At 60.0% G+C, this 22,421-nt stretch carries 23 protein-coding genes and 1 pseudogene; 15 read left to right on the top strand and 9 right to left on the bottom strand.

Going from position 1 to position 22,421, the window contains the following annotated elements:
* Positions 1 to 75: 75 nt before the first annotated feature.
* The gene (locus tag CEY09_RS15510; protein WP_088589321.1) at positions 76 to 558 is read left to right on the top strand and encodes a MarR family winged helix-turn-helix transcriptional regulator; all 483 of its coding nucleotides are present in this window, start codon (positions 76 to 78) and stop codon (positions 556 to 558) included.
* Positions 559 to 565: 7 nt separating this feature from the next.
* On the opposite strand, the gene CEY09_RS15515 is transcribed toward CEY09_RS15510, so the two are convergent.
* The 3 genes from CEY09_RS15515 to groES form a co-directional block, all read right to left on the bottom strand.
* Positions 566 to 1,498 (bottom strand): YihY/virulence factor BrkB family protein, encoded by a 933-nt coding sequence (locus CEY09_RS15515; RefSeq protein ID WP_088589322.1) that lies wholly within the window; start codon positions 1,496 to 1,498, stop codon positions 566 to 568.
* 221 nt (positions 1,499 to 1,719) lie between these two features.
* Positions 1,720 to 3,360 (bottom strand): chaperonin GroEL, encoded by a 1,641-nt coding sequence (gene groL / locus CEY09_RS15520; RefSeq protein WP_006227642.1) that lies wholly within the window; start codon positions 3,358 to 3,360, stop codon positions 1,720 to 1,722.
* Between the two features lie 37 nt (positions 3,361 to 3,397).
* Positions 3,398 to 3,685 (bottom strand): co-chaperone GroES, encoded by a 288-nt coding sequence (groES, locus tag CEY09_RS15525; RefSeq protein ID WP_006221616.1) that lies wholly within the window; start codon positions 3,683 to 3,685, stop codon positions 3,398 to 3,400.
* A gap of 546 nt (positions 3,686 to 4,231) precedes the next feature.
* Between groES and CEY09_RS15530 the strand changes: the two genes are divergently transcribed.
* The 6 genes from CEY09_RS15530 to CEY09_RS15555 all read left to right on the top strand — a co-directional run bounded on the left by CEY09_RS15530 (position 4,232) and on the right by CEY09_RS15555 (position 11,457).
* Positions 4,232 to 4,972 carry a hypothetical protein gene (locus CEY09_RS15530; protein WP_088589323.1) on the top strand — a complete coding sequence of 247 codons (741 nt, stop codon included), beginning with the start codon at positions 4,232 to 4,234 and terminating at the stop codon, positions 4,970 to 4,972.
* A gap of 334 nt (positions 4,973 to 5,306) precedes the next feature.
* On the top strand, positions 5,307 to 6,065 hold the full coding sequence (locus tag CEY09_RS31950; RefSeq protein ID WP_143219560.1) for a hypothetical protein: 759 nt from the start codon (positions 5,307 to 5,309) through the stop codon (positions 6,063 to 6,065).
* Between the two features lie 336 nt (positions 6,066 to 6,401).
* On the top strand, positions 6,402 to 7,664 hold the full coding sequence (locus tag CEY09_RS15540; protein ID WP_234818332.1) for an N-6 DNA methylase: 1,263 nt from the start codon (positions 6,402 to 6,404) through the stop codon (positions 7,662 to 7,664).
* Positions 7,665 to 7,676: 12 nt separating this feature from the next.
* Positions 7,677 to 8,567, top strand: coding sequence for a phosphoribosyltransferase-like protein (locus tag CEY09_RS15545; protein ID WP_143219561.1), 891 nt, complete (start codon positions 7,677 to 7,679; stop codon positions 8,565 to 8,567).
* Between the two features lie 8 nt (positions 8,568 to 8,575).
* A complete protein-coding gene (locus tag CEY09_RS15550; RefSeq protein ID WP_088589327.1) occupies positions 8,576 to 10,531 on the top strand; it encodes an ORC-CDC6 family AAA ATPase in 1,956 nt (651 codons plus the stop codon).
* Positions 10,528 to 11,457 (top strand): hypothetical protein, encoded by a 930-nt coding sequence (locus CEY09_RS15555; protein ID WP_143219562.1) that lies wholly within the window; start codon positions 10,528 to 10,530, stop codon positions 11,455 to 11,457. The genes CEY09_RS15550 and CEY09_RS15555 overlap by 4 nt, the downstream gene beginning before the upstream one ends.
* Before the next feature lie 6 nt (positions 11,458 to 11,463).
* On the opposite strand, the gene CEY09_RS15560 is transcribed toward CEY09_RS15555, so the two are convergent.
* The 4 genes and pseudogenes from CEY09_RS15560 to CEY09_RS15575 all read right to left on the bottom strand — a co-directional run bounded on the left by CEY09_RS15560 (position 11,464) and on the right by CEY09_RS15575 (position 13,948).
* A complete protein-coding gene (locus CEY09_RS15560) occupies positions 11,464 to 11,898 on the bottom strand; it encodes a pyrophosphatase (protein ID WP_088589329.1) in 435 nt (144 codons plus the stop codon).
* A 228-nt stretch (positions 11,899 to 12,126) separates the two neighbouring features.
* Positions 12,127 to 12,636 (bottom strand): annotated as a pseudogene (locus CEY09_RS15565) (alpha/beta fold hydrolase); the annotation flags it as partial.
* Between the two features lie 28 nt (positions 12,637 to 12,664).
* Entirely contained in the window at positions 12,665 to 13,351 is a 687-nt protein-coding gene (locus CEY09_RS15570) for a hydrolase (protein ID WP_088589330.1), read from the bottom strand.
* A 207-nt stretch (positions 13,352 to 13,558) separates the two neighbouring features.
* Positions 13,559 to 13,948: a helix-turn-helix domain-containing protein gene (locus CEY09_RS15575; protein ID WP_088589331.1), complete on the bottom strand. Its 390-nt coding sequence runs from the start codon at positions 13,946 to 13,948 to the stop codon at positions 13,559 to 13,561.
* Between the two features lie 240 nt (positions 13,949 to 14,188).
* Between CEY09_RS15575 and CEY09_RS32785 the strand changes: the two genes are divergently transcribed.
* From CEY09_RS32785 to CEY09_RS15590, 3 genes are all read left to right on the top strand, one after another.
* Complete coding sequence (locus CEY09_RS32785) at positions 14,189 to 14,500, top strand: NmrA family NAD(P)-binding protein (RefSeq protein WP_088589332.1); 312 nt, start codon at positions 14,189 to 14,191, stop codon at positions 14,498 to 14,500.
* Complete coding sequence (locus CEY09_RS15585) at positions 14,440 to 14,796, top strand: SDR family oxidoreductase (RefSeq protein WP_143219563.1); 357 nt, start codon at positions 14,440 to 14,442, stop codon at positions 14,794 to 14,796. Before CEY09_RS32785 ends, CEY09_RS15585 begins: the two co-directional genes overlap by 61 nt.
* A gap of 167 nt (positions 14,797 to 14,963) precedes the next feature.
* Positions 14,964 to 15,143, top strand: coding sequence for a hypothetical protein (locus CEY09_RS15590; protein WP_234818315.1), 180 nt, complete (start codon positions 14,964 to 14,966; stop codon positions 15,141 to 15,143).
* Between the two features lie 166 nt (positions 15,144 to 15,309).
* Here CEY09_RS15590 and CEY09_RS15595 read toward each other — a convergent pair whose 3' ends face one another.
* On the bottom strand, positions 15,310 to 16,560 hold the full coding sequence (locus CEY09_RS15595; protein ID WP_006227645.1) for a flavin-containing monooxygenase: 1,251 nt from the start codon (positions 16,558 to 16,560) through the stop codon (positions 15,310 to 15,312).
* Positions 16,561 to 16,919: 359 nt separating this feature from the next.
* Here CEY09_RS15595 and CEY09_RS15600 point away from each other — a divergent pair, with 359 nt between their 5' ends.
* The 5 genes from CEY09_RS15600 to CEY09_RS15620 all read left to right on the top strand — a co-directional run bounded on the left by CEY09_RS15600 (position 16,920) and on the right by CEY09_RS15620 (position 21,205).
* Positions 16,920 to 18,041 (top strand): ABC transporter ATP-binding protein, encoded by a 1,122-nt coding sequence (locus CEY09_RS15600; protein WP_088589334.1) that lies wholly within the window; start codon positions 16,920 to 16,922, stop codon positions 18,039 to 18,041.
* 82 nt (positions 18,042 to 18,123) lie between these two features.
* Positions 18,124 to 19,122 (top strand): NAD(P)H-quinone oxidoreductase, encoded by a 999-nt coding sequence (locus CEY09_RS15605; protein WP_088589335.1) that lies wholly within the window; start codon positions 18,124 to 18,126, stop codon positions 19,120 to 19,122.
* A 15-nt stretch (positions 19,123 to 19,137) separates the two neighbouring features.
* Positions 19,138 to 19,752, top strand: coding sequence for a glutathione S-transferase (locus CEY09_RS15610; protein WP_088589336.1), 615 nt, complete (start codon positions 19,138 to 19,140; stop codon positions 19,750 to 19,752).
* 10 nt (positions 19,753 to 19,762) lie between these two features.
* Positions 19,763 to 20,233, top strand: coding sequence for a type II 3-dehydroquinate dehydratase (locus tag CEY09_RS15615; protein ID WP_088589337.1), 471 nt, complete (start codon positions 19,763 to 19,765; stop codon positions 20,231 to 20,233).
* Positions 20,234 to 20,245: 12 nt separating this feature from the next.
* On the top strand, positions 20,246 to 21,205 hold the full coding sequence (locus CEY09_RS15620; protein ID WP_088589338.1) for a 2-hydroxyacid dehydrogenase: 960 nt from the start codon (positions 20,246 to 20,248) through the stop codon (positions 21,203 to 21,205).
* A gap of 393 nt (positions 21,206 to 21,598) precedes the next feature.
* On the opposite strand, the gene CEY09_RS15625 is transcribed toward CEY09_RS15620, so the two are convergent.
* Positions 21,599 to 22,420 (bottom strand): ABC transporter permease, encoded by an 822-nt coding sequence (locus CEY09_RS15625; RefSeq protein WP_088589339.1) that lies wholly within the window; start codon positions 22,418 to 22,420, stop codon positions 21,599 to 21,601.
* Position 22,421 lies beyond the last annotated feature (1 nt).

The following is a 22,421-nucleotide window of genomic DNA, read 5'->3' on the forward strand; positions in this document are numbered from 1 at the left end:
GGCCGGCGCCAAGTCAATGCGCATTTTCGAGGGAGCCAACGCCTACAATCGGCAGGCACAACCCATGGAAGCCCGATGACCGCCACCGCCCGTTCCGCAGCGGCTCCGCCCCGCGACCTGCAAGCTTTCGACCTGACCCAGGTCGCCTCGCACCTGCTGCGCCGCGCGCATTTCCGGGCCGAAGCCCTGTTCGCGCAAGCCTTCCCGGACGAAGACCTCACGCCGCGCCAGAAGGCCTTGTTGATCACCGTCTATCAGAACCCCGGCGCCACGCAGAACCGCATTGCCGAGCTGATCGCCCTGGACCGCAATTCCTTTGCAGAAATGATGGCCCGCATGACCGCGAAGGGATATGTGCGCCGCACGCGGTCCACGGAAGACGGGCGCGCCTATGCGCTGGAGATCACGGAGGAAGGGGTGGCGCTGCTGGCGCGCATCCTGCCGCAAGACGCCGACGTCGAGGCCGCGGTGCTGGCGCCGATTCCGCCAGAACTGCGGCCCGTATTTTTGAAGTGCCTGCGCTTGATGGTGGGGCTGGAGCCCCAGGATCCCGCCTGACAGCGGATCAGGCGGCGGGTGGGGGTGGGGAATCCGCCGAGGGCGGCTCCGTCGGGGCGACATCCGCCGCCTTGCCGAAGCGCAGCGCGAATTGCCGGGTGAACACCGCGCCGAAGAAGAAGATCTGCGCGGAGTAATAGATCCACAGCAGCAGGGCGATGAGCGAGCCGGCCGCGCCATACGCGGAGACCGCGGCGCCGCGGCTCAGGTAGACTCCGATGCCCCATTTGCCGACCAGGAACAGGGCCGCCGTCACGATGGCGCCGGGGATGACGTCCTGCCAGGAAATTCGCGCGCTGGGCAGCAGCTTGAAGATCACGGCGAACAGCGCCACCACCACCGAAAAAGAAAACAGGCTGGACAGCCAGTCTGCCACCGTGGCGAACGTGGACGCCATCCAGAGGTCGCCATAGAACTTGCGCGCGGCGCCCAGGCCGGCATTCACGGTCAGCGAGATCAGCAGGAACAGGGCCAGCACCAGCACCAGGCCGAACGACAGCATGCGGCTGCGCACCATGCCCTGGATGCCCCCCTTCTGGTTAGGCGGCACTTCCCACAGGTCGTCCAGGCTGGCCTTCAGTTCGGCAAACGCCGTCGTGGCGCTGAAGATCAACACAAAGATCGAAATCAGCGCCGCAATCCAGCCGCCACCCGATTCATGGGCGCTGGCCAGCACGGTCTGGATGACTTCCGCGCCACGTTCGCCAGTCAGGTCCCGCAGGGACGAGAACAACTCGGAGCGCACCGCATCCTCGCCAAAGAACGCGCCCGCCACCGCGATCACCAGGATCAGCATGGGCGCCAGCGAGAACACCATGTACAACGCCAGGGCTGCCCCCTTGCTGGAGGCGCGATGGCTTGACCATTGGTTGGCGGAATCCATCAGCAATCCGCCGATTTCTGACGGACGCAAGGCTCGCAGGCTCTGAGGAAGGCGCATGGGTCTGGACTCGGTCTGTGGACCCTTTATTGTAGGGACGCATGCGCCCAGGCGAAACCAACAGTTTGTGCGCAAACGTGTTCGCACCGCTCAGGGCGTAATTCGGCCAGTGGGCGTCCGGCGACCCCAAAAGAAAAACCCCCGGGGCGAAGGTCCGGGGGTTTCTCAGGATACTGCGTTCCCCGGCGTGAGCCGGGGAGGCGTTGCAAGGGAAGCGGGACTTAGAAGTCCATGCCGCCCATGCCGCCCATGCCACCCGGCATGGCCGGGGCAGCGGGCTTGTCTTCGGCCAGTTCGACCACGGCGGCTTCAGCCGTCAGCAGCAGGCTGGCGACGGAGGCAGCGTTTTGCAGGGCAGTGCGGGTCACCTTGGTGGGATCCAGCACGCCTTGCTCAACCAGGTCGGTGTACTCGCCGGTTGCAGCGTTGTAGCCGTAGTTGCCCTTGCCGTTCAGCACGTTGCTGACCACGACGCTGGCTTCTTCGCCGGCGTTCGTGACGATGGTGCGCAGCGGCTCTTCCACAGCACGCAGGATCAGCTTGATACCGGCGTTCTGGTCAGGCGTGTCGCCCTTCAGGTCAGCGATGGCTTGCTTGGCGCGCAGCAGTGCAACACCGCCGCCAGCCACAACGCCTTCTTCCACTGCAGCGCGGGTAGCGTGCAGGGCGTCTTCGACGCGAGCCTTCTTTTCCTTCATTTCGACTTCGGTGGCAGCGCCAACGCGAATCACGGCAACGCCGCCGGCCAGCTTGGCCACGCGTTCTTGCAGCTTTTCACGGTCGTAGTCGGACGTGGCTTCTTCGATCTGGATGCGGACTTGCTTGACGCGAGCCTCGATCGACTTGCTGTCGCCAGCGCCGTCGATGATCGTCGTGTTTTCCTTGCCCACTTCGATGCGCTTGGCTTGGCCCAATTCAGCCAGGCCGGCCTTTTCCAGCGACATGCCGGTTTCTTCGGAGATCACCGTGCCGCCCGTCAGGATGGCGATGTCTTCCAGCATGGCCTTGCGGCGGTCGCCGAAGCCCGGAGCCTTGACGGCGGTGGTCTTCAGGATGCCACGGATGTTGTTCACAACCAGGGTGGCCAGCGCTTCGCCTTCGACGTCTTCTGCGATGATCAGCAGGGGACGGCTCGACTTGGCAACTTGTTCCAGCACGGGCAGCAGGTCACGGATGTTGCTGATCTTCTTGTCGAAGATCAGGACAAACGGGTCTTCCAGCACGGCAACTTGCTTTTCCGGGCTGTTGATGAAGTAGGGCGACAGGTAGCCGCGGTCGAATTGCATACCTTCGACGACGTCCAGCTCGTTTTCCAGCGACTTGCCGTCTTCGACGGTGATGACGCCTTCCTTGCCAACCTTGTCCATCGCGTCAGCGATGATCTGGCCGATGGAGGAATCGCTGTTGGCCGAGATCGAGCCGACTTGAGCGATTTCCTTGCTGGTCGTGACCGGCTTGGATTGCTTCTTCAGTTCAGCCACGGCAGCGGCGACAGCCTTGTCGATGCCGCGCTTCAGGTCGATCGGGTTGAAACCGGCGGCAACGTACTTCAGGCCTTCCATGACGATGGCTTGAGCCAGCACGGTGGCGGTCGTGGTGCCGTCACCGGCGTTGTCGGAGGTCTTGGAAGCAACGTCCTTGACCAGTTGTGCGCCGATGTTTTCGAACTTGTCCTTCAGTTCGATTTCCTTGGCGACGGACACGCCGTCCTTGGTCACCGTCGGGGCGCCGAACGAGCGCTCCAGCACGACGTTGCGACCCTTGGGGCCCAGGGTGGTCTTGACAGCGTTGGCGAGAACATTCACGCCGCGGACGATGCGCACGCGGGCGTCGTCACCGAACAATACTTGCTTGGCAGCCATTTCTTAGCTTCCTTCGAAAATTCGTTTGAGGCGGGGGTTACTGAACCACGGCGAGGATTTCGTCCTCGCGGATGACGAGCAGTTCTTCGCCATCAACCTTCACGGACTGGCCGGCGTACTTGCCGAACAGAACCTTGTCGCCAGCCTTCAGGTCGACCGGCAGAATCTTGCCGTCTTCGGTCTTCTTGCCGGGGCCGACGGCCACGACTTCGCCTTGATCAGGCTTTTCTGCGGCGCTGTCGGGGATGACGATGCCCGAGGCAGTCTTGCGCTCGTTTTCGAGGCGTTTGACGATCACGCGATCGCCCAGGGGACGCAAGGCCATGAGGAACTCCTGTTTACTTGAAAAAAGTGAATGATCGGTTAGCCCCGGGAGGGCTGTTAGCACTCACCGGTGTCGAGTGCTAATTATAGGGATGATGTTCCGGGCTTCAAGGGGGGGAGGCCGTGTTGTTACATATTTGGGTGCGTGGAGCCGGCGTCGAACGCCACCCAACTGTCGAACGCCGCCCAACTTGGGATTTGCGTCATGCGGATTGAGATTAAACAAAATGTGTCAGCCCAAAGCAGATCTGGCACTTGGGTCGATTTCAGCCCCAAAGGTACTTAGCCCCGAGTCCGGTTTTTTGAGAATTTCTTGGCACCGGGTCGTCACGGGTGAGCGATAGCCTCGACCAGCTTTCAGAGAACTTCCGCTTTCGACCATTTGCTGACCCTCGCAAGGGACCGCATTCGCTCAGAAGTTGTGACTCGAAGATGTCTAGGATCCAAGAGTCGGTTCAGCCACTGACGGCCTGGACGCTGAGCGGATTATGTGCGCTCAGCCTGATATTCTCTTGGCTTCATTTCTTTGATGAGGCCGGTGCCTACGATGGGCTCTATCCCGAGCTGTGACTACAGAGAAGACGCCATTAGATCTCTCTCTGATATCTATGCGGTTTCCACTGAGCAAATCGACATAGTTCTTCGAAATCCGGAAGTGCTTAAAATCGCGGATGTTTACTCTCAGATTAATTCGCCGGGGTTCCACTTTGTGGTATGCCACCTGCTGAAAGCTTCCCCTCGTGCCGATATTACCCACGCTTGTTACTACCATTCGACAAGCTACGATGGCTGCCCTTCATGGTTTGATGAAGGACTGCTGGGCTCGTCGCAAGGTGTGGGGCGCTTTTTGGACAAGATCACCGAATGGCTCCCTCTTGAGAAGCAACTTGTTGCGAAGCAGTATGCTAAGGGAATCGTGAAGCTTCGCAGCGAGCTCGAGGGCACCGCAGCCGAGAAGTGTGGCCCCTACGCATGGAACACTTTCACTGCTGCCAGCTCTAGTCCAAGCGGAGTTCGTTACCGGGTTCCAGAGGCTATCCAGGATTTGTGGGTTCCCAGCTTTATTGGGCAAGGAGGGGTGGTCGATCTGAGCGGAATCATCGAAGAACGGCTGAAACCCGTCGTAGTGAAGTTCAAAGGAACAATCTCGAACATCGATGACTACTGCGCCACGCTCTGGGCCTATTTGCTATCAGATTACGGCGAGTGCCACCTTACTCATACCTTCAGGGGCAACGGATCCGCTATACCTAAAGAGGACATCGTTGCGCTGATGGACGTCCCGTAATACGCGGCTTGGGCGAAAAGGCCGGCTGCTCCACCGCGGACGCTGTGGAAACCGTTGGATACCCATGGGGGTTCCGAGTACCACTTGGATTGGTCGCTTTTGGCCGCGAGCAGTCCTTGATGAGGGGCCTCTTACGACCCGGAGCCGCCATCCAGATCCAGTCATGCAGCGTGACGGCAAGCCGAGTTCATATACATGAACACTCATTGCGCACACGATTGCTGGACACGCAGGCTATAGTGCTTACCTAATTCGATCGCAGAACTTTTATAGCGTTCACTAGCCGACGCAATGCCGCCCTGGACTGTAAATGCTAGGCCCAACACTGAGATTTATGGACTCACGACTCGCAGACGCCTGCAGTAATTACCGCGCATACGTGGCGCGCATACTCAATCCTGTAACATCAGAGTTCTCGAAAAACGTAACAAGCAACTCTGTTAGTTTGCACGAGGCCTTTGGGGTAAACCTATTTGTCGCCCATGCCGTTGACTATATACACGCAATCCGAAAGGTGGACGGTTTAAATGAGAGCCGAACTGCCTTTGTAAAAGCGTTCGACCAGCACTTTAGCGTAGAGGGAGCGCGCTTTCGCGGTAGGAAGTTCGAATTGATTGATGCGGTTAATAATTCACTCAAGCATATTCAACTCAACGAAGAGAGATACAAGAATATAATCGATCAATATGGTTCGATTTCATTCAAATGCCTTGCTCCAGAAAATGGACGGGTAATTTGTTTTCTTGAGGGGTATAGATTCGACTATGCTCGGTCCGTCCTCCTTCCTGCTATAAGTGCCGTTTCAGGGTTGGATTTCGATGATGACGACGAGGTTCTTGAGTTTGCACGCGGAAACATTCAAATCACGCATGACGACAGTATGGCCTCCTATGATTGGGAGGACCCTATTGAGCAGATGATTGAATATTGCAATCCGAACTGTGGTGAATGTAATGAGCCTGAGGATACCTGCATGTGTGCCACCTACGTTTTTGACGGCAAGCAAGGATCATTCGAGCCCAACTTTGATCCGACGTTTTCCTTTGACGACGTCATGTCTCGCATTTCCGGCGCATATCAGGCAGATAGGTAGGTGCTGCGGCCGTTAGCATCGAAGGTGAATGATGAATATTCGCTGATTGGGTCGCTTAGGAGGACGCCTCGCCTTCGGCTACGGCGCAGCTTCGTTAGCATTGAGTATCTGCCGCTTGACAGCGCCAGCGGCGGCACATTGCCGAAAACGCCCGGAGCGATCCTACGCCTCAGAAAACGGTGACCGCAAAGCAGTTGTTTGCATTGAATATTGCTGTCCTGGGACCGCACTTTGCGGTGCGTCGGAGCTTCTGCCTGAGATACACTCCGTGTGCGGCGCAACCCAAAATAGGTCAATGCCGCTTCAAAAAAGGCGCCGTGCTAGGCGAGGAAAATGATGGCATTATCAAGTGAGCCTAGACAGCACTTAGCCCGGCCTGGGCAGCACTCTGATCCATGGGGGCGATACTACACATCGTCGGACGTGAGCCGCTCGTTGATTGAGCATATTGACGTGCAAAAGCCGAGGCTAGTGGTCGAACTCGGTTCCGGTTCGGGATCCCTATGTTCTGCCGCCGCTGCCCGATGGCATGATGCCCAACTTGTCACGGTGGACGTTGATCGGCAAGCCCCAGACCGACTAGATGTGAAACGCTTTGGTTCGAGGCTGAGGCACAGCCACTTCGTGCATGACGCGCTTGATGCTGCGCTCTCTGAGAAGATCGGGTTGCGCATGGGCACAGTGGATGTGGCCGTCTGCAACCCTCCCTACATTCGGCCCCGGTGGCGCTCCGACTTTGGCAAGATTCTAGAGGATGCTGGTCTTTCAGGTGTGCTGACCTCGATCCATGACGCAGGCGCCGACCTGCTCTTCCTAGCCCAAAATCTACGTCTACTGCGCCGCAACGGAAAACTAGGCTTGATATTACCTGACGGCCTAATTGCGGCCGAGTGCTACCGTGGCGTGCGCCAAGCTCTACTGCGCCAACACATCGTCGAGCAGGTTGTGCAACTTCCGCGTCGTGTGTTCAGGGGCACGGAAGCTCAAACCTATCTCGTTATGCTCTCTAAGCTGGCGGGCGAGACTCACTACGTGAAGCTGCGGCAGATGGGAAATGACGGTAGTCTGAGCGAGCCCATTGGAGTCCCCCAGGATTTGGCGACTAAGCGGCTTGACTACAACTTTCACGCGCATACCGGCATCCGAGACGACCAACTAATCTCCGTAGGCACAGTGGTAAATGAGATCGTCCGTGGGACGATTTGCTCGTCAGAGATCGCGGATTTCGCTGCTCCGGTGTTCCACCTCGGAGATTTTGCGGCGCCGGCTGGTGAACTCGCCGTCCGCATCGTCCCAAAGCACTTCGCCCTCAGTGAGCGCGCAGCTAAGATTGCTCAGCGCGTTGCGCGCCTTGCGCAACCCGGCGACATCTTGCTGGCGCGGGTTGGGCGGGGGCTCGAGAACCGACTCGCACTCGTGGTGCACGGGCCATGCGTCATTAGTGATTGCATTTTTGCGCTGCGCACTAGCGACAAGTATCGAGAAAGGCTCTATCGCTTCTTTGAAAGCAAAGCAGGCCAGCACGCTCGAGCAACATCGGCCCACGGCGTTGCTGCCCGGTTTTTGTCGAAAGCCAATCTTTCTGAAATTCAATTCTAAACGAGCCAGACGATGTCGCAAATTCCCCAATACGGAGGTTTCGATCTACTTGGCGTGGAACGAGCAGTGCATGCGCTTAGCCGTTCGAATGTGCGCAACCCACTGTCCGTTGAGCGCATCAAGGTTTGGGTCAAGCAGTTTAGTGGAGACGAAGAAAAGACTTTGGCTTGGTTGATTCTACGCAACCTGATCTTCCGTACGAATGAGCAGCTTCAGTCATCCATGCGACAGGCGTTGAAACAGGCTGCGCTTCACTTCCTTGACGAAATTGGCGAGCGAGGGAAGGTAGCCTGGACGGATGCTTTGAGAGGTGCAGCCGGCCTCGATTTCTATTGTGGCCCGCCGTCGCTCGTCCAGTACGGCATGGGTCAACCTGGCAAAAGCGGTGACCTGATCGCGCGGGCGGTCAACCAGCGCTACGGCATCAAGAAGCAATTTCCATCGGGCGTCAACGTGCTAAGCGATAAGGAGCGGTTCATCGTCGTCGACGACGGCACCTACACTGGCACGCAACTCGCGACCTTCCTTCGGAGTTGGGACGTGAACTATTCCAGCGGCCGCGTCGCCATCGCCGTCGGTATCGCGCACCAAGATGCTTGTACTTATCTGCACGACGAGTTTCCTCAGGTAAAGTTGTTCCGCGGTGAGCTACTGACACCAGAAACCTGCTTTACTGCGCTTTCCAAAAAGTGGATCGAATCAGGGCAGTGGCAATATGAGAAGACGCCTCTTCAGGTCTACGCTGAGATTCACAAACGGGCACAACCATTTGATGAAGGCGACGGAGGAAATGGCTACGGAGACATCGGGGCATTGGTCGCATTCAGTCACGGCGTCCCCGATGACTCTATTCAGTTGCTCTGGGGCGTCTCAGCAGCTTGGAAACCTCTGATAGAACGATAGGCTTAACTATGCATATTGATGCTTCCATGCTTGCGCGCACCCGCGCAGAGGAGCTCAGCGCTGATGTGTGGGGCGAGTTCTTTATTCCTCCCTACTTCGATCGGCTGGCGCTCACGTCAGCCACACGCTCGGTCTACATTACCGGAAAGCGTGGGTGCGGCAAGACCATGCTGTTGAAGTACTTCGACTACCACACTGCGTTCTCCAAGCGTCGCAAGGAGATTCCGCCTGATGCAATCAACCATGTCGGCATCTACTGGCGAGTCGACACACAGTTCTGTAGTTCGCTTAAGTCCCGAGGTATCGAGGACAATGAATGGAGCGTGGTATTCGAGAGCTATTTCGGCTTGGTGATCGCTACCGAGTTGCTGCATTCCATCGAGGCCATTGCCGAAAGTGCTTTCCCGGGATTCACGTGTGAGGACCTCGCAGCCCTGAAATTGCTTAGCGCCGCGGACTATCTGGTAGAGGCACCCACCGACGTTCGCGAGCTTGCCAAATTCCTCGAATCGCTGCGCCGCAGGTTCACGACCTGGGTGTCCAACGTGAAAACTATGAGCTGCCCGACGCTGCCGCCGGGGCGTGAGTTCATTCAGTCTTTGATCACCGACTTGCAGGCCAATGAAGCGCTTTCGACGCTTGCAGTATTCGTATACGTCGATGAAGTCGAAAATTTGGTGCCCTACCAGCGCCACGTACTAAATGCATTCTTGAAACACAGCCAGCGCCCCTTGGTTGTGAGTTTCACTTCGAAGGAACACCCTTCGAATAACGATACGACGGGAGCCGAATCAATCAGCGCGACTCACGACTATCGACTCCTAGACCTAGATTACCTCCTCACTCTTAGCGGAGCTGCGATGCCTTTTTTTGCCGAGGTCTTCCTCGGCAACCTCGACATTGCCGCTGGCCATCTGGAGAGTGAGCGCCTGGGAATCGTCAGATCGCCTGCACGGCTGGCCGAGCGCCAGACCCCGGCGTATCAAAGGGCTGTGCTAGCGGAAATGCGCCAGCGTTTCCCACACATGACGGACAAAGAGATCGCGGTTCAAGCTTTGCAGCAGGCGCCTTTGCGCAAGAGCATTCACGAGCGAATAAGCAAGGCCCTGAAAGACCGTAAAAGCGCCCTGACTGTCGATGACTTTCTGTTTGAAGGAGCCCCGGCAGAAGCCATCGTGACATTGCCGGCGCTCTTGAACCGAGAGACACTTCAGCCCGCCAAGGTCTTAACCGAGCTAAAGAGTTTTGCGGTTGATCAGAAAGGTCAGTTCAATACCAGTTGGGTGCACAACAACTTGTTTGGCGCCCTGCTAGAGTTGTATCGGCCTTTCGGGCGGGAGTGTCCGCTGTACAGCGGCTTCGAAACCCTATGCACGATGTCCAACAACAACCTTCGAAATTTCCTGATCCTCTGCTACAAGACTCTCGAGGTGGCGGAATTGCGAGACGAGCCCGATTCGCCTTACGCTGTAGAAATCCAATGCCGCGCGGCCTATGACGCTTCAGAGCAGTTGATCAAAGAAATTCGAACCTTTGGACGGTTCGGAGAGCCGCTGCGAATGTTCGTATTGAGGCTGGGCAATATCTTCCGCGCTATGCAGGCTAGCCTGACCATGAGCGAGCCCGAACAGAATCAGTTCACGATAAATTCTGGCGGACGCGCCCTCGATGGAGAAGAGTTGGCTTTCATCGCGGAGGCTTTGCGCTATGGCATCTTGGTAGAGCAGTTAGAAACCAAATCAAAATCCGGCGTTGGCCAGGATATCGTCGACTACCAGCTCAATCCAATTTACTCGCCTTATTTCCAAATCAGCTATAGGCGAAAACGCAAGATTGAACTGTCGGTGGAACAGTTCCACATTCTCGTCTTAGGGAACGAGAACGAATACAAAGCCTTGGCACGTGGGCTTGCGCGGCAGCTTTCGGATACCGACGTGCAGCAACTGGGTCTGCATTTATCATGAGAGTAAAATTTTTTTCAGAAAAAGGAAAAAGTGCTGCGGACCTTCGGCTGCCACAGAACATGATTCTGCTGCACGGTGAAGAGCTCGATGATAGAGGGGTATCAGCATGCCAGAGCGCAGCGGAAGATGCCCGGGTTCCTCTCCACTTTGATGTGGACGACATGTCTTTGACTGTCGGTACACGGAAGGAATCCGGCGATTTGGCTGGGGAGCTACTGTCGGAATATGACTGGCGCAATGTCGTACTAGAAGCGACCACACTTGGTTTCGCCGAACTGTTTTGCGCCACGAACGCACTGCTTGCGAACGGCGCCACATCGATCAATATCATTTACGTGGAGCCGGCTGAGTACACGCGCGAGGGAAAGGGCGCTGACCTGTTCGCGCTATCCGAACCGACCCGCGGCTATGTAGCTATTCCGAATGCTATCGTAGACCTTGCAAGCGAGGAGGTGGAGGCGGGTGTCTTCTTCCTCGGCTTCGAGCCTGAGCGGCTAGACCGTGCGCTCGAGGAATATCAGATGATTGCATCCAAGGACGTAAAGGTAGTATTCGGAATCCCTGCCTTTCACCCTGGCTGGGAGCTCGATGCAATTATCCCGCACCTTGCCGCGCTGGAAGGACACAAGCTTCAGCCCGACTACTGTTCGGCCAATGACCCCGAGGCGGCGTTCGAATGCCTCGAACGCACTCGGGACACGCTTGGTCTCGACAAGCGGATGTTCGTTGCGCCTATCGGCCCGAAGCCCTGCGGTATCGCGGCTGCGATTTTTGCAAGTGTCTATCCCGAGCAGGTAGGCTTACTGTTTGATCACCCGCGTCGAAAGAAAAAGCGTTCGTCGGGTGTCGACGTATGGCACCGATTCACGGTAATGGTTGAGCGCGATAACATGTCGGCGGCCGAGGTTCCCGCCGTAACCGCTTGAAGTTGTTTAGGCCTGGGCGATGGCAGTTTGCAAGAGTTCCTTGATCTTAGGCTCGGGCTTCCAGTAATTCGGTCCCTTCAGAAACTTACCATTCCCGTCATAGATTGGTTTGCCATCTGCGCCGAGCTTGCTCTCATTGCTATCCATAATGATCGCTAATACCTCTTCGAGCGGAATGCCATACTTTAGCGCTTCAGAACGGCAATAGACGATCACGTCGCCGAGGAGATCGGCGACCGCCACAAGAACTTCCAATGGTGCCGCCTGCCGTTCGATGGCCGTGACGATCTCGTCAATCTCATTGACCTCGTCGAGCAGAGTCGCTTTGAATTTTCGCAACCTGTCGGCTGGATCAGCGGGGAGTGCGGGACTCGGCTGCGCCGGCAGCTTATACATTGCGTTCATCGCGGCGATGCGCATAGCGAAGGTCGGGGCGCTCATCTTTTTCTCCAATAAGGGTTCAGCCATCAGGGTATCGGCAACGGCCTGCCTCAATTTACTTCTTTTGGGTGCCTCCCCCAATAAAACCCAATAGAACGTCCGATACAGCTCATGCTGTCGAACGCAAGGACGCGCCAACGGTCTGCTCCTGGCCGAAATGGGTCAGAGGTGAACATCCCCAGCTAAGGTCGGTGTTGAGAGTGCCGCCGTATGAGGAAGCGACGTGGGGAGTTTCGAGAAAAATCTGGCAGTGGCGTAACCCTCGCTGTTTCTCGTTAAATCGCCGAGCAAACCGTCAGGGTTGGAGGCGGTCTCGGCCATCACGGGCGGCACCGCACCGATCAGCACCACTCGCGCAACGCGCTTGCTGCCGTGGCGGTCGATATAGCGGGCGACTTCGCCGCCGCCGGTGGAATGGCCGACCAACGTCCCGCCCTGGATGTCCAGCGCGTCAAGCAGGGCGGCCAGGTCATCGGCATAGGTGTCCATGTCGTTGCCCTGGGACGGCTGACCAGAACGGCCGTGGCCGCGACGGTCATGGGCAATGACACGAAAGCCGCGTTCCGACAGGAACAGCATCTGCGCGTCCCAGGCGTCGGCGTGCAACGGCCATCCGTGCGAGAAAACGACCGGCTGCCCTGCGCCCCAGTCCTTGTAATAGATATGGGTGCCGTCACGGGTGACGATGGTCTGGCCGGCGGTGCCCGATGCGGAGGCGGTCTGCGCTTGCGAATTCATGTTCGTTTGTCCTGTGTGCAAGATAGATTTATCGGGCCGCAACCCGGGCGATTGCCTCGTGCAATGTATGGGTGCGCTGCGGGGCCTTGTGCACCATCGTGTAGGCGTAGTCCACGCCCATGCCGTAGGCGCCGGAATGTTCCTTCACCAACGCCATCACGGCGTCGTAGGTGTCGCGGTGCGCCCAGTCGCGCTGCCATTCCAGCAGCACCTGCTGCCACGTCACCGGCACGACGCGCGCCTGGATCATGCGTTGCATGGCCTGGTCGTGCTCCTCCTTGCTGGTGCCGCCCGAGGCATCCGACATCATGTAGATCTCGTATTGGCCTTCCAGCATGGCGCACAGCGAAAACATCGTATTGCAGACTTCGGTCCATAAGCCCGCCACGACGACCTTCTTACGGCCGTTGGCGGCCAGCGCGTCACGCACCTTCTGGTCGTCCCACGAGTTCATCGACGTGCGTTCCAGCACCTTTTGGTCGGGAAACACATCCAGCAATTCGGGGTACGTGTAGCCCGAGAAACTCTCGGATTCCACGGTGGTGATCGTCGTGGGAATGTTGAAGATCTTGCCGGCCTTGGCCAGGCCGACCGTGTTGTTCTTCAGAACCTGGCGGTCGATGGACTGCACGCCAAATGCCATCTGGGGTTGGTGGTCGATGAAGATCAGTTGGCTGTTTTGCGGGGTCAAAACTTCAAGTTTGGATTGGGTCATGGCGTAGGATCAAAGGGTCTGTCGATGCGTGATTGCAGGGCGCAAGCAGACGGATTGTGAAAGGGGATGCGCGCGCATCCCGTGGCATTAAAAGGCGTCCGGCAGCGGACGAAACGAAGCTTATGGGTCGGCCCTCGGCGGCACAATAACGCCTTCGTATAGGCGTGGAATCCGATGTGTTGATGCGCCGGCGATTACCGGGCGGCGTCAGGCCTTGGCCGCGCGACGCCAAGCGCCTGGGGGCACGCCCACCACGTTGTGAAACACGCGCGTGAAGTGGGCCTGGTCGGAAAACCCGCAATCCAGCGCGATATCAGCCAGCGTCTTGTTCGGTATCTGCAATTGTTCGCGGGCTTCGGCAACACGCTGCAAAAGCACCCAATGGTGGGGCGTAGTGCCCTCCGCGTCGCGAAATACTGTCGTGAAATGCGTGCGTGACAGCTTGCAGGCACGGGCGACGTCGGCGACGGAGTTCTGGCCGCTTAGCAACATAGTCTTTGCCAGCCGCTCAAGCGTTATCGGCAAGCTGCGTTTGCGCGGCGCGAAACCGCAGGGCAGCGTGCCGCCGTCACCGGCGCGGGCGATGGATGGGCACATGGAATCCTCCGGGGAACTGGGAACGAGGGGCGTGCCCTCTCGATGGGTGAAAGGGGGCGTCGCCGCGCTTTAGCACGCAGGCGTCGGGGCCTGACGATCAGGCGCAGACGCAGAGTAGGACTCGGCTTCAACACCATCAATCAGCCATTGGTGTTAGCGATAGGTGCGCGCGCCCGAATAGCGCGCCAGGCGGGCCTGGGTTGATGACGCGACGTCGACTTTAGGCCCGCGATCAAGTCGATGGCGGTCTCCTTACGGCGTGTCGCAGATGATGAAAGCGATGCTAGCTGCGAGCGCTTTCACCCAGCCTCGGTCGGCAGCGACCTTTCGCTGAGGGCTGCTTTTGGCCGTCGAGTGCGCGCTTTGACGCGTGATCCGGCCTCGGCAGCGGGCCAAGCCCTCTCAGCGCAGGGCGTGGACGTCGTAAGGGGCGACTTTACTGATCCCACGAGCCTCGACGCCGCGCTGGCAGGAGTGGACGGCGTTTTTCAATGCAGATGGGATCGCACCCCGGAGACCCGGAGACCGAAATTCAAACCGACAGGGCTTTGATCGAGGCTGCGCACCGCGCAAATGTGCGCGTAATCGTGCACACCTCTGTCGCCCGCGCGGGTGACCACGAGAACTTTGTTGGCAGGGAGGAGGGACACTGGGAACCGCTGTATTGGAAGAACAAGGCGGCCGTGAACGACATGGTGAAGAAGCAAGGCTTCCGCCACTGGGTAATTCTGAAGCCGGCTCTGATCATGGAGGATCTGGTGCCACCCATGGCGGATTCCATGTTCCCCTCGCTCGCCGCGCGCGGTCAGTTTGAGACTGCGATTCAACCGGATACCAAGCTCGACTAGATCGCGGCGCAGGACATTGGGGCGTTCGCAGCCGCTGCCTTCGAGGACCCGGAGCGTTTCCACGGCCATGAAATTGATCTCGCCGCGGAGCCCGTCACCTTGGTAGAGGTCGCAGACAAGATTGAAAAGGTAAGGCTCGCTCAACAGCAGGTGGCGTGCCGATCTACATGAGCGTTGCCGGCGAATACGAATTTCTGGCGATAGAACGCGACTCGGGCCGCATCGTGCACGGCATCGAGCCGGAATTCGAGGACACCCGCGAGGTCGCCCCGAGCCTAGCGGCCCTGTTCGAAGACATGATCGCCGGCCGCGCCACGGCTGCGCTATGCGTCCCTTATGAACCTTGAACGACTGCGTCGCGAATTTCCCGACTTCGACGTAACAACCCTGCCTGCCCTGCCCGAAGGTTCGATGTTTTAGGGTTAGCCAGCACATCAGCATAAAAAACCCGCACCCCCGATCAGGATGCGGGTTTTTTGCGTCAGGCCCGAACCAAGCCCGCCGCGGACTCCGTCATTCCTTCTTGTATGCCAGGTAGTCCTGATGGATCCCGATATGGTCGGCGATGTAGCGGGCGTCGTGCCAAACCCCCCAGATGAATGAGGAACTGCGGTTGGTGAGGTTGGGCAGACCTAAGAAGTAGATGCCTTTTTCGGCGGAGATGCCGCGCTTGTGGATGGGGTAGCCCTTTTCGTCGAAGGTGTCGACGTCGATCCAGCTGAAGTCGACCTTGAAACCGGTTGCCCACAGGATGGTCTTGATGCCGGCCTCGGCCAGGTTCAGGCTGAGGATGGGGTAGGTGAGGCACTCCGGGTCGGGCAGCAGTTTCCAGGCGTCGGGCTCGGGCGGAAGGTCCAGGCCATTCTGCTCGATGTAGGCGTCGGCTTCGCGCAAGACTTCGAAGTAGTCGGCATCGCCCTGGGCGACATCGCGGCCGAGGTTGTCGGCGAAGTGCAGCACCCCGTTTTCGTAGGAGGTCGTGATGCCTACCAATTGGATGCCGTCGCGGGCAAGGCGCCGGAAGTCGACGGTTTTGCCGTTTTCGTAGCCGCTTACGGCGAAGGCGACGTGTTCGCGCTTGGGCTTTTTCTTGACTTCGTCCCACATGCCCAGCGCGCCCAGCCACCAGCAGTAGTCGCGTTCACGGTAGGAGCGGGGCGGCCGGTAGTGTTCGCCCACGGACAGGTAGACGGTGCGGCCAGCCTGGCGGAGCTCTTCGGCGATCTGCGAACCGGAGGCGCCCGCGCCGACGACGAGCACGGCGCCGTCGGCCAATTGCCCCGGGTTCTTGTAGGCCGAGGAATGAAGCTGCTGGATGCCGGCGCTTTCCGGCACGATTTTCGGATAGGTGGGGACCTGGAAGGGGCCAGTCGCGGCGACGACGTGCTGGGCTTCGATGGTGCCTGCGGAGGTGGTGACGGTGAAGCCCGGACGCTTCTCGTTGCGCTGGACGCGCAGGACTTCGACGCCGGTGCGCACCGGCGCATTGAGCATCTTGGCGTAGTCTTCAAAGTACTGGGCCATGCGCTCCTTAGGCGGGAAGACATCGGGTCCGACGTCATCGAACTTCAAGCCGGGAAAGCGGTCGTGCCAGGCGGGGCCGTTGGCCACCAACGAGTCCCAGCGTTCGGAGCGCCAGCGTTCGGCGATCCGCTTGCGTTCGAGCACGATATGCGCAATCCCCATGGCGCCGAGGTGCTCGCTCATTGCGATGCCGGCCTGGCCGGCGCCGATCACCAGCGTATTGGTTTTTTCAATTGACATGTGAAGATCCTAAGAAATACCGAGACCCTGGTGCGTCTCGAGGCTGACACGACGATCCGATTGGCACGCAGTGTGACCCCGAAGCCCTAAGTTGATAACTTCGTTTTTCAGACGGCTGACTTAGGAAAAAGCAAAGGTGTCTGTTTAGCCGGGCGGCACGCGCGAACGCGCTTGGGCCGTCGTGATTTCTTTTTTCCGATGGCCCCCATCAGCATCGGCAACGCACTGGAAACAGGGCTTTACCGTATTCTTGACTGCACCAGAAACGCTGGCGCCGCAGCCTTGCGTGCCATGCGGCCACCGCCTGTTTTTCCCGGAATCTTCGCGCCGGGAAACTGAACTCCGTGAGTGCAGCAGCCATGCCGAATAGTCCCTATTCCTCCGATAGCTCCAGCGCCGTCCGCCTGGAGGGAGTGGTCAAGAAATATCGCGATCACGCGGTGCTCCAACAGGTGTCCCTGAAGATTGAGCGCGGGGAGTTCCTGACGCTGCTGGGCCCGTCGGGCTGCGGCAAGACCACCTTGCTGAACCTGATTGCGGGCTTCGCCGACGCCGACGAGGGCGAGATCTTTATCGACGACACGCCCGTCACGGCGCTGCCGCCGTATCAGCGCCAGATCGGCATCGTGTTCCAGAACTACGCGTTGTTTCCGCACATGACCGTGGAACGCAACATTGCATACGGCCTGCGGATGCGGCGCGTGCCGGCCGCCGAGATCGAGCGGCGGGTGCGTGAAGCCATGGCCCTGGTAAAGCTGGAGGGATTGGGCGAGCGCAAGCCGCGCGAACTGTCAGGCGGCCAGCAGCAGCGGGTGGCGCTGGCGCGGGCGCTGGTGATCCGTCCCAAGGTCCTGTTGCTCGACGAGCCATTTTCCGCGCTGGACAAGAGCCTGCGCGGCGCCATGCAGGTGGAAATCCGCGATATCCAGCGCAGGCTGGGCGTGACGACGATCTTCGTCACGCATGACCAGGGCGAGGCCCTCAGCATGTCGGATCGCATCGCCGTGATGAACCAGGGCGTGATCCGGCAAGTCGCCACGCCCGACGAGCTCTACCGTAATCCGCAGGATCCGTTCGTGGCATCGTTCCTGGGCGACGTCAACATCCTGCCCGCGCACTATCACGGCACCAGCGCGGAAACCATCCAGCTGCGCCTGGGCGCGGGACTGACGCATATTCCCCGCCAGCGTCTGGTGGGCGGGTCGCATGAGGGCCACCGGCTTGATCTTTATGTACGGCCAGAACATATCAAGCTGGAAGCCCTGCATAGCGGATCAGTCCTGAGCGGCACGGTCGTCAACCACGTGTTCCAGGGCGATCACGTGGATCTGTACCTGGATGTGCACATTCCCGTGGAAGGGCGCCAGCACGTCATGGTGCGCACCTTCGACCTGAATTGCCTGCATGAATGGCCCGTGGGCGCCGTGGCGGGCCTTGCTCTGCCCGGCCACGGGGTCAGTGTCTTCAACGCGCCGTCCTGAAGACGGCTTCACGCGATGCCCTTTCCTGGCGGTGGCGCCTGCGCAGCCGCCGAGTTTCCATTCGTCCGCGAGGCACAGTGCCATGAATCAAATTCCCGCTGAAATGCAAGCCATCATCGCCCGCGAGCCCGGCGATGCCACGGTATTGACGCTGGCCGGCAGGCCCGTCCCGGCGCCCGGCCCGGGCGAAGTGTTGTTGCGCGTGCATTCGGCCGGCATCAACCGGCCCGACATCATGCAGCGCCAGGGCGTGAGCAAGCCGGCGCCGGGCGTGACCGACGTGCTGGGGCTGGAGGCTTGCGGCGAGGTAGTGGCTTGCGGGCCAGGCGTGCCGGATGCCTTGCGCGGGCGGCGCCTCATGAGCCTGCTTGCGGGCGGCGGCTATGCGCCGTGGTGCGTGGCGCGCGTGGATCACTCGCTGGCAGTGCCCGAGGCGTTGGACGATGCGCAGGCAAGCGCCCTGCCGGAAGGCCTGTTCACCGTGTGGCACAACCTGTTCGAACTGGGCCGCCTGCGCATGGGGGAGACCGTGCTGATCCATGGCGGCGGCGGCGGTATCGGCACGCTGGCCATCCAGATGGCGCACGCCGCCGGCGCGCGGGTCATCGCCACGGACGGCGAACGCGACCGCCTGGACGCCTTGCGCGAACTCGGCGCCGACGAGGTGATCTGCTTTCATGACACGGATTTCGTCGAAGCCTGCGCCACTTTCACGCAGGGCCGTGGCGTGGATGTCGTGCTGGATATCGTCGGCGGCGATTATGTGCGGCGCAATCTGCAGGCGCTGGCCTTCGGCGGGCGTCACGTGAGCCTTTCGTTCCTGCAGGGATCGGCCGTCACGATCGAACTGCTGACCCTGATGCAAAAGCAGTTGAGCCTGCATTCTTCGACCATGCGTCCGCAGACCGATGGCGAGAAGGCCCGGATGGCGGTTGCGCTCAGACGTCATGTGCTGCCGTTGGTGGCCGCGGGCCGTATCCGGCCGAGGATGGCGCAAAGCCTGCCCCTGGCCGAGGCCGTGCGTGCGCATCAGTTGCTGGAAAGCGGCAAGGTGTTTGGCAAGCTGGTCCTCAAACCCTGACAAACGGAGAATGGATTGAAACTGCTCTATGCCCCGACGTCCCCCTTCGTGCGCAAGGTGATGGTGTGCGCGCACTTGACCGGCCAGGCCAGACAGATCGAATGGCTGGCCAGCGCCGCGCATCCGGTCAACCGCGATACGCGCATCGCCGCCCACAATCCGCTGGCCAAGGTGCCCACCCTGATCCTGCCGGACGGTAGAGCGCTCTACGACAGCCGCGTGATCTGCGAGTATCTGGCCGAGGCTGCCGGCGATACGCAGTTGTTTCCGGCGGGGCCAGCCCGCTGGGTGGCGTTGACGCGCCAGGCCCTGGGCGACGGCCTGCTGGATGCCGCGCTGCTGGCGCGCTACGAGCACACGGCCCGGCCGGCCGAGATCCAGTGGCCCCAGTGGCGCGAGGCGCAGCTCGTCAAAGTCCAGGCCTGCCTGGCGGATATCGAGTCGCAGGCAGACGAGCTGCCGCGAACGCATCCGAGCATCGGAGACCTGACCCTCGCCTGCGCCCTGGGGTATCTGGATTTCCGCTTTCCTGAACTGGACTGGCGTACTGCGCATCCGAGCGCCGCAGCGTGGTTTTCCGTGTTCAACGAATTGCCTGCCATGCAGGTGACCCTTCCCCATGACGCCTGAGACTGCCTCCATGACGACGCCAAGCGCCACCACTACCTCTTCCACGGTCTGGTTTCTGAACGGGCCGAACGCCAATCTCTACGGGCTGGATGCCAACAAGACCTATGGCTCCGACAGTTTTCCCGTGCTGCAGCAGCGTTGCGAAAGCAAGGCCGCCTCGCTGGGCATCCAGTTGCACTTCGTCCAGTCCAACCACGAAGGCCAGTTGGTCGACTGGATCCAGGAAGCGCGCGGCGCCGCGCAGGGCGTCATCATCAACGCGGCTGGCCTGACCTATTCGTCGGTGCCGATCCTGGATGCCTTGTTATCCTTTCCAGGCAGGATCATCGAAGTTCACATGAGCAACATCTGGCGGCGGGAAGCCTTCCGCCATCATTCCTATATTTCCAAGGCCGCGGATGGTGTCATCGCGGGGCTGGGCGGCGATGGCTACGAACTTGCCATCGAGGCCATGTCCCGCCTGATCAACCGCGGCACCTGAGGTAGACCGGCCATGCACGCATCCCCCCGTCCCGCCGTGTCGGGCGCAATGATCTTCTATAGCGATTTCGACGACTACACGGCCTGGCGCGATGCCATGCAGGCCTGCCTGCCCGGTTTGCGTGTGGTGCACGGCAACGACGCGTACGATCCGGCCGACATCCATTACGCGTTGGTCTGGAAGGCGCCGCAGGGCTTCTTCGACCGCATGAAGAACCTGCGCCTTATCGTGAATCTGGGCGCTGGGGTGGATTCACTCGTGGGCCGCGAAGACCTGCCCGCCGAGGTACCCATCACCCGCCTCACCGATCCCAATATGGCGCGCATGATGGCGGGCTATGTGCTATTTGCCGCCCTGCGGTATGCGCGTGACATTCCACATTTCGAAGCGGCGCAGCGGCGGGGCGAGTGGGCCTATCGCCATCCCCGCTCGCCGGAGACGGTGCGCGTGGCGGTGCTGGGCCTGGGCGAACTGGGCGCCTATGCGGCGCGGGAACTGTCCCGCCAGGGGCTGACCGTGCTGGGTTGGTCGCGCAGCCCGCGCGACGTCGAAGGCGTCGAGTGCCACGCCGGCATGGCGGCGCTGGATACCGTACTGTCGCGCGCCGACATTTTGGTGGTGATGCTTCCGCTTACGCGGCAGACGCGTGGTCTGTTGGACCGTGAGCGTCTGCAGCGCCTGCCGCGCGGCGCGGCCCTGATCAATGTGGCCCGGGGGGCGCTGGTGGACCAGGCCGCCCTGACCGAGCTGCTGCGCAGTGGTCATCTGGACGGCGCGACGCTGGATGTCTTCGAGCGCGAGCCCCTGCCACCTGGCGACCCGCTCTGGGCAATGGAAAACGTGCTGATCACGCCGCACCTGGCATCGGTCGCCATTCCGGCATCCGCTGCCGAACAGATCGCCGACAACGTCCTGCGAGTCAGCCAGGGTCTGGAGCCCGACAACCGCGTCGATCCGGCGCGCGGCTATTGAAGGGCTGGGCGCGTCCGCTCGCGGTCGTTCTGGCGAATTTTTTGCTTGGGTGTTGATATTCGGGATCTTGATCGCTGGTGGTCAGGTTTCCAGCTTGTGGATGTCAGAGCTTGCGGATGTCGGGGTTCTGAACTCGCCGAGGCTGCCCTGCGCCATTCCGATGCTCGCCCCACTGGGGCTGTGCTTCGGATGGCTCCGGGGTCCTCGGCTGACAGCCGCGTCATGCGATTGTTTTGGCCCTGGTTCCTGGGTATATGCGGTGAGCCGGGGGCCGGGCGGAGGGATCCGAAGCGCAGGACCACCGGGCCGAGCATCGGAATCCCGCAGTCCGGACGCCGGCGGCTTCAGAACTCCGGCATTTCAAAGCCAACCTTCAACATTCCACCAAAAAATCTAGTGGTTGTCCTCGATATTGAGGATCCTGCCCAGCCCCAGGAAGCGGTTGGCGAAGATCAGCAACGTGGCTGTCACCACGATATACACCACCGACAACGCGGCCAAGGTCGGGTCGGCGAACTCGCGCACGTAGTTGTACATCGTCACGGGAAGGGTCTGCGTGCTCTGAGTGGTCACGAAGAGCGACGCGGTGAATTCGCTGAACGACATGATGGCGGCGAACAGCCAGCCGCCGAACAAGCCGGGCGCCAGCAAGGGCACGGTGATGGTGAACAGGACCCGCACGGGTGACGCTCCCAGGCTGGCGGCGCTTTGCTCCAGGCGCTCATCCAGGTTCTCCATCGAGACATAGACGCTGCGCAGCACGAAAGGCAGGACGAGGATGACGTGGCACAAGATCACGATGCCGTAGCCACGATCGATGTTCAGCTGCGCCACCAGGATCAACAGGCCCAATCCCACCGTGAAGTGAGGGATCACCAGCGGCGAGAGCAGAATCGCCTGCAGGATGTTCTTGCCGGGAAACGCCATGCGCTTGACGGCAATCGCCAGGCCGGTGCCGATGACCAGCGCCAGTAACGACGACCAGAACGTCACCACCACGCTGGCGTGAAAGCCGTCGCGAAAGTCGGAGTAGGTGAAGACACGCTCGAACCAGCGCCAGGACCAGGCCTGCGGCGGAAACGTGAGCAAGGCTTTTTCATTGAAGGAAGCCAGCACCACCACCACGACGGGCAGCAGCACAAAGGCCAGAATCAGCGTGATCAGCACCGGCGCGCCGATACGCAGCCACAGGGGCAGGGATTTACGGAGACCCATG

It is taken from the genome of Achromobacter marplatensis (genome assembly GCF_002209535.1).
In the GTDB taxonomy this organism is placed as follows: domain Bacteria; phylum Pseudomonadota; class Gammaproteobacteria; order Burkholderiales; family Burkholderiaceae_B; genus Achromobacter; species Achromobacter marplatensis.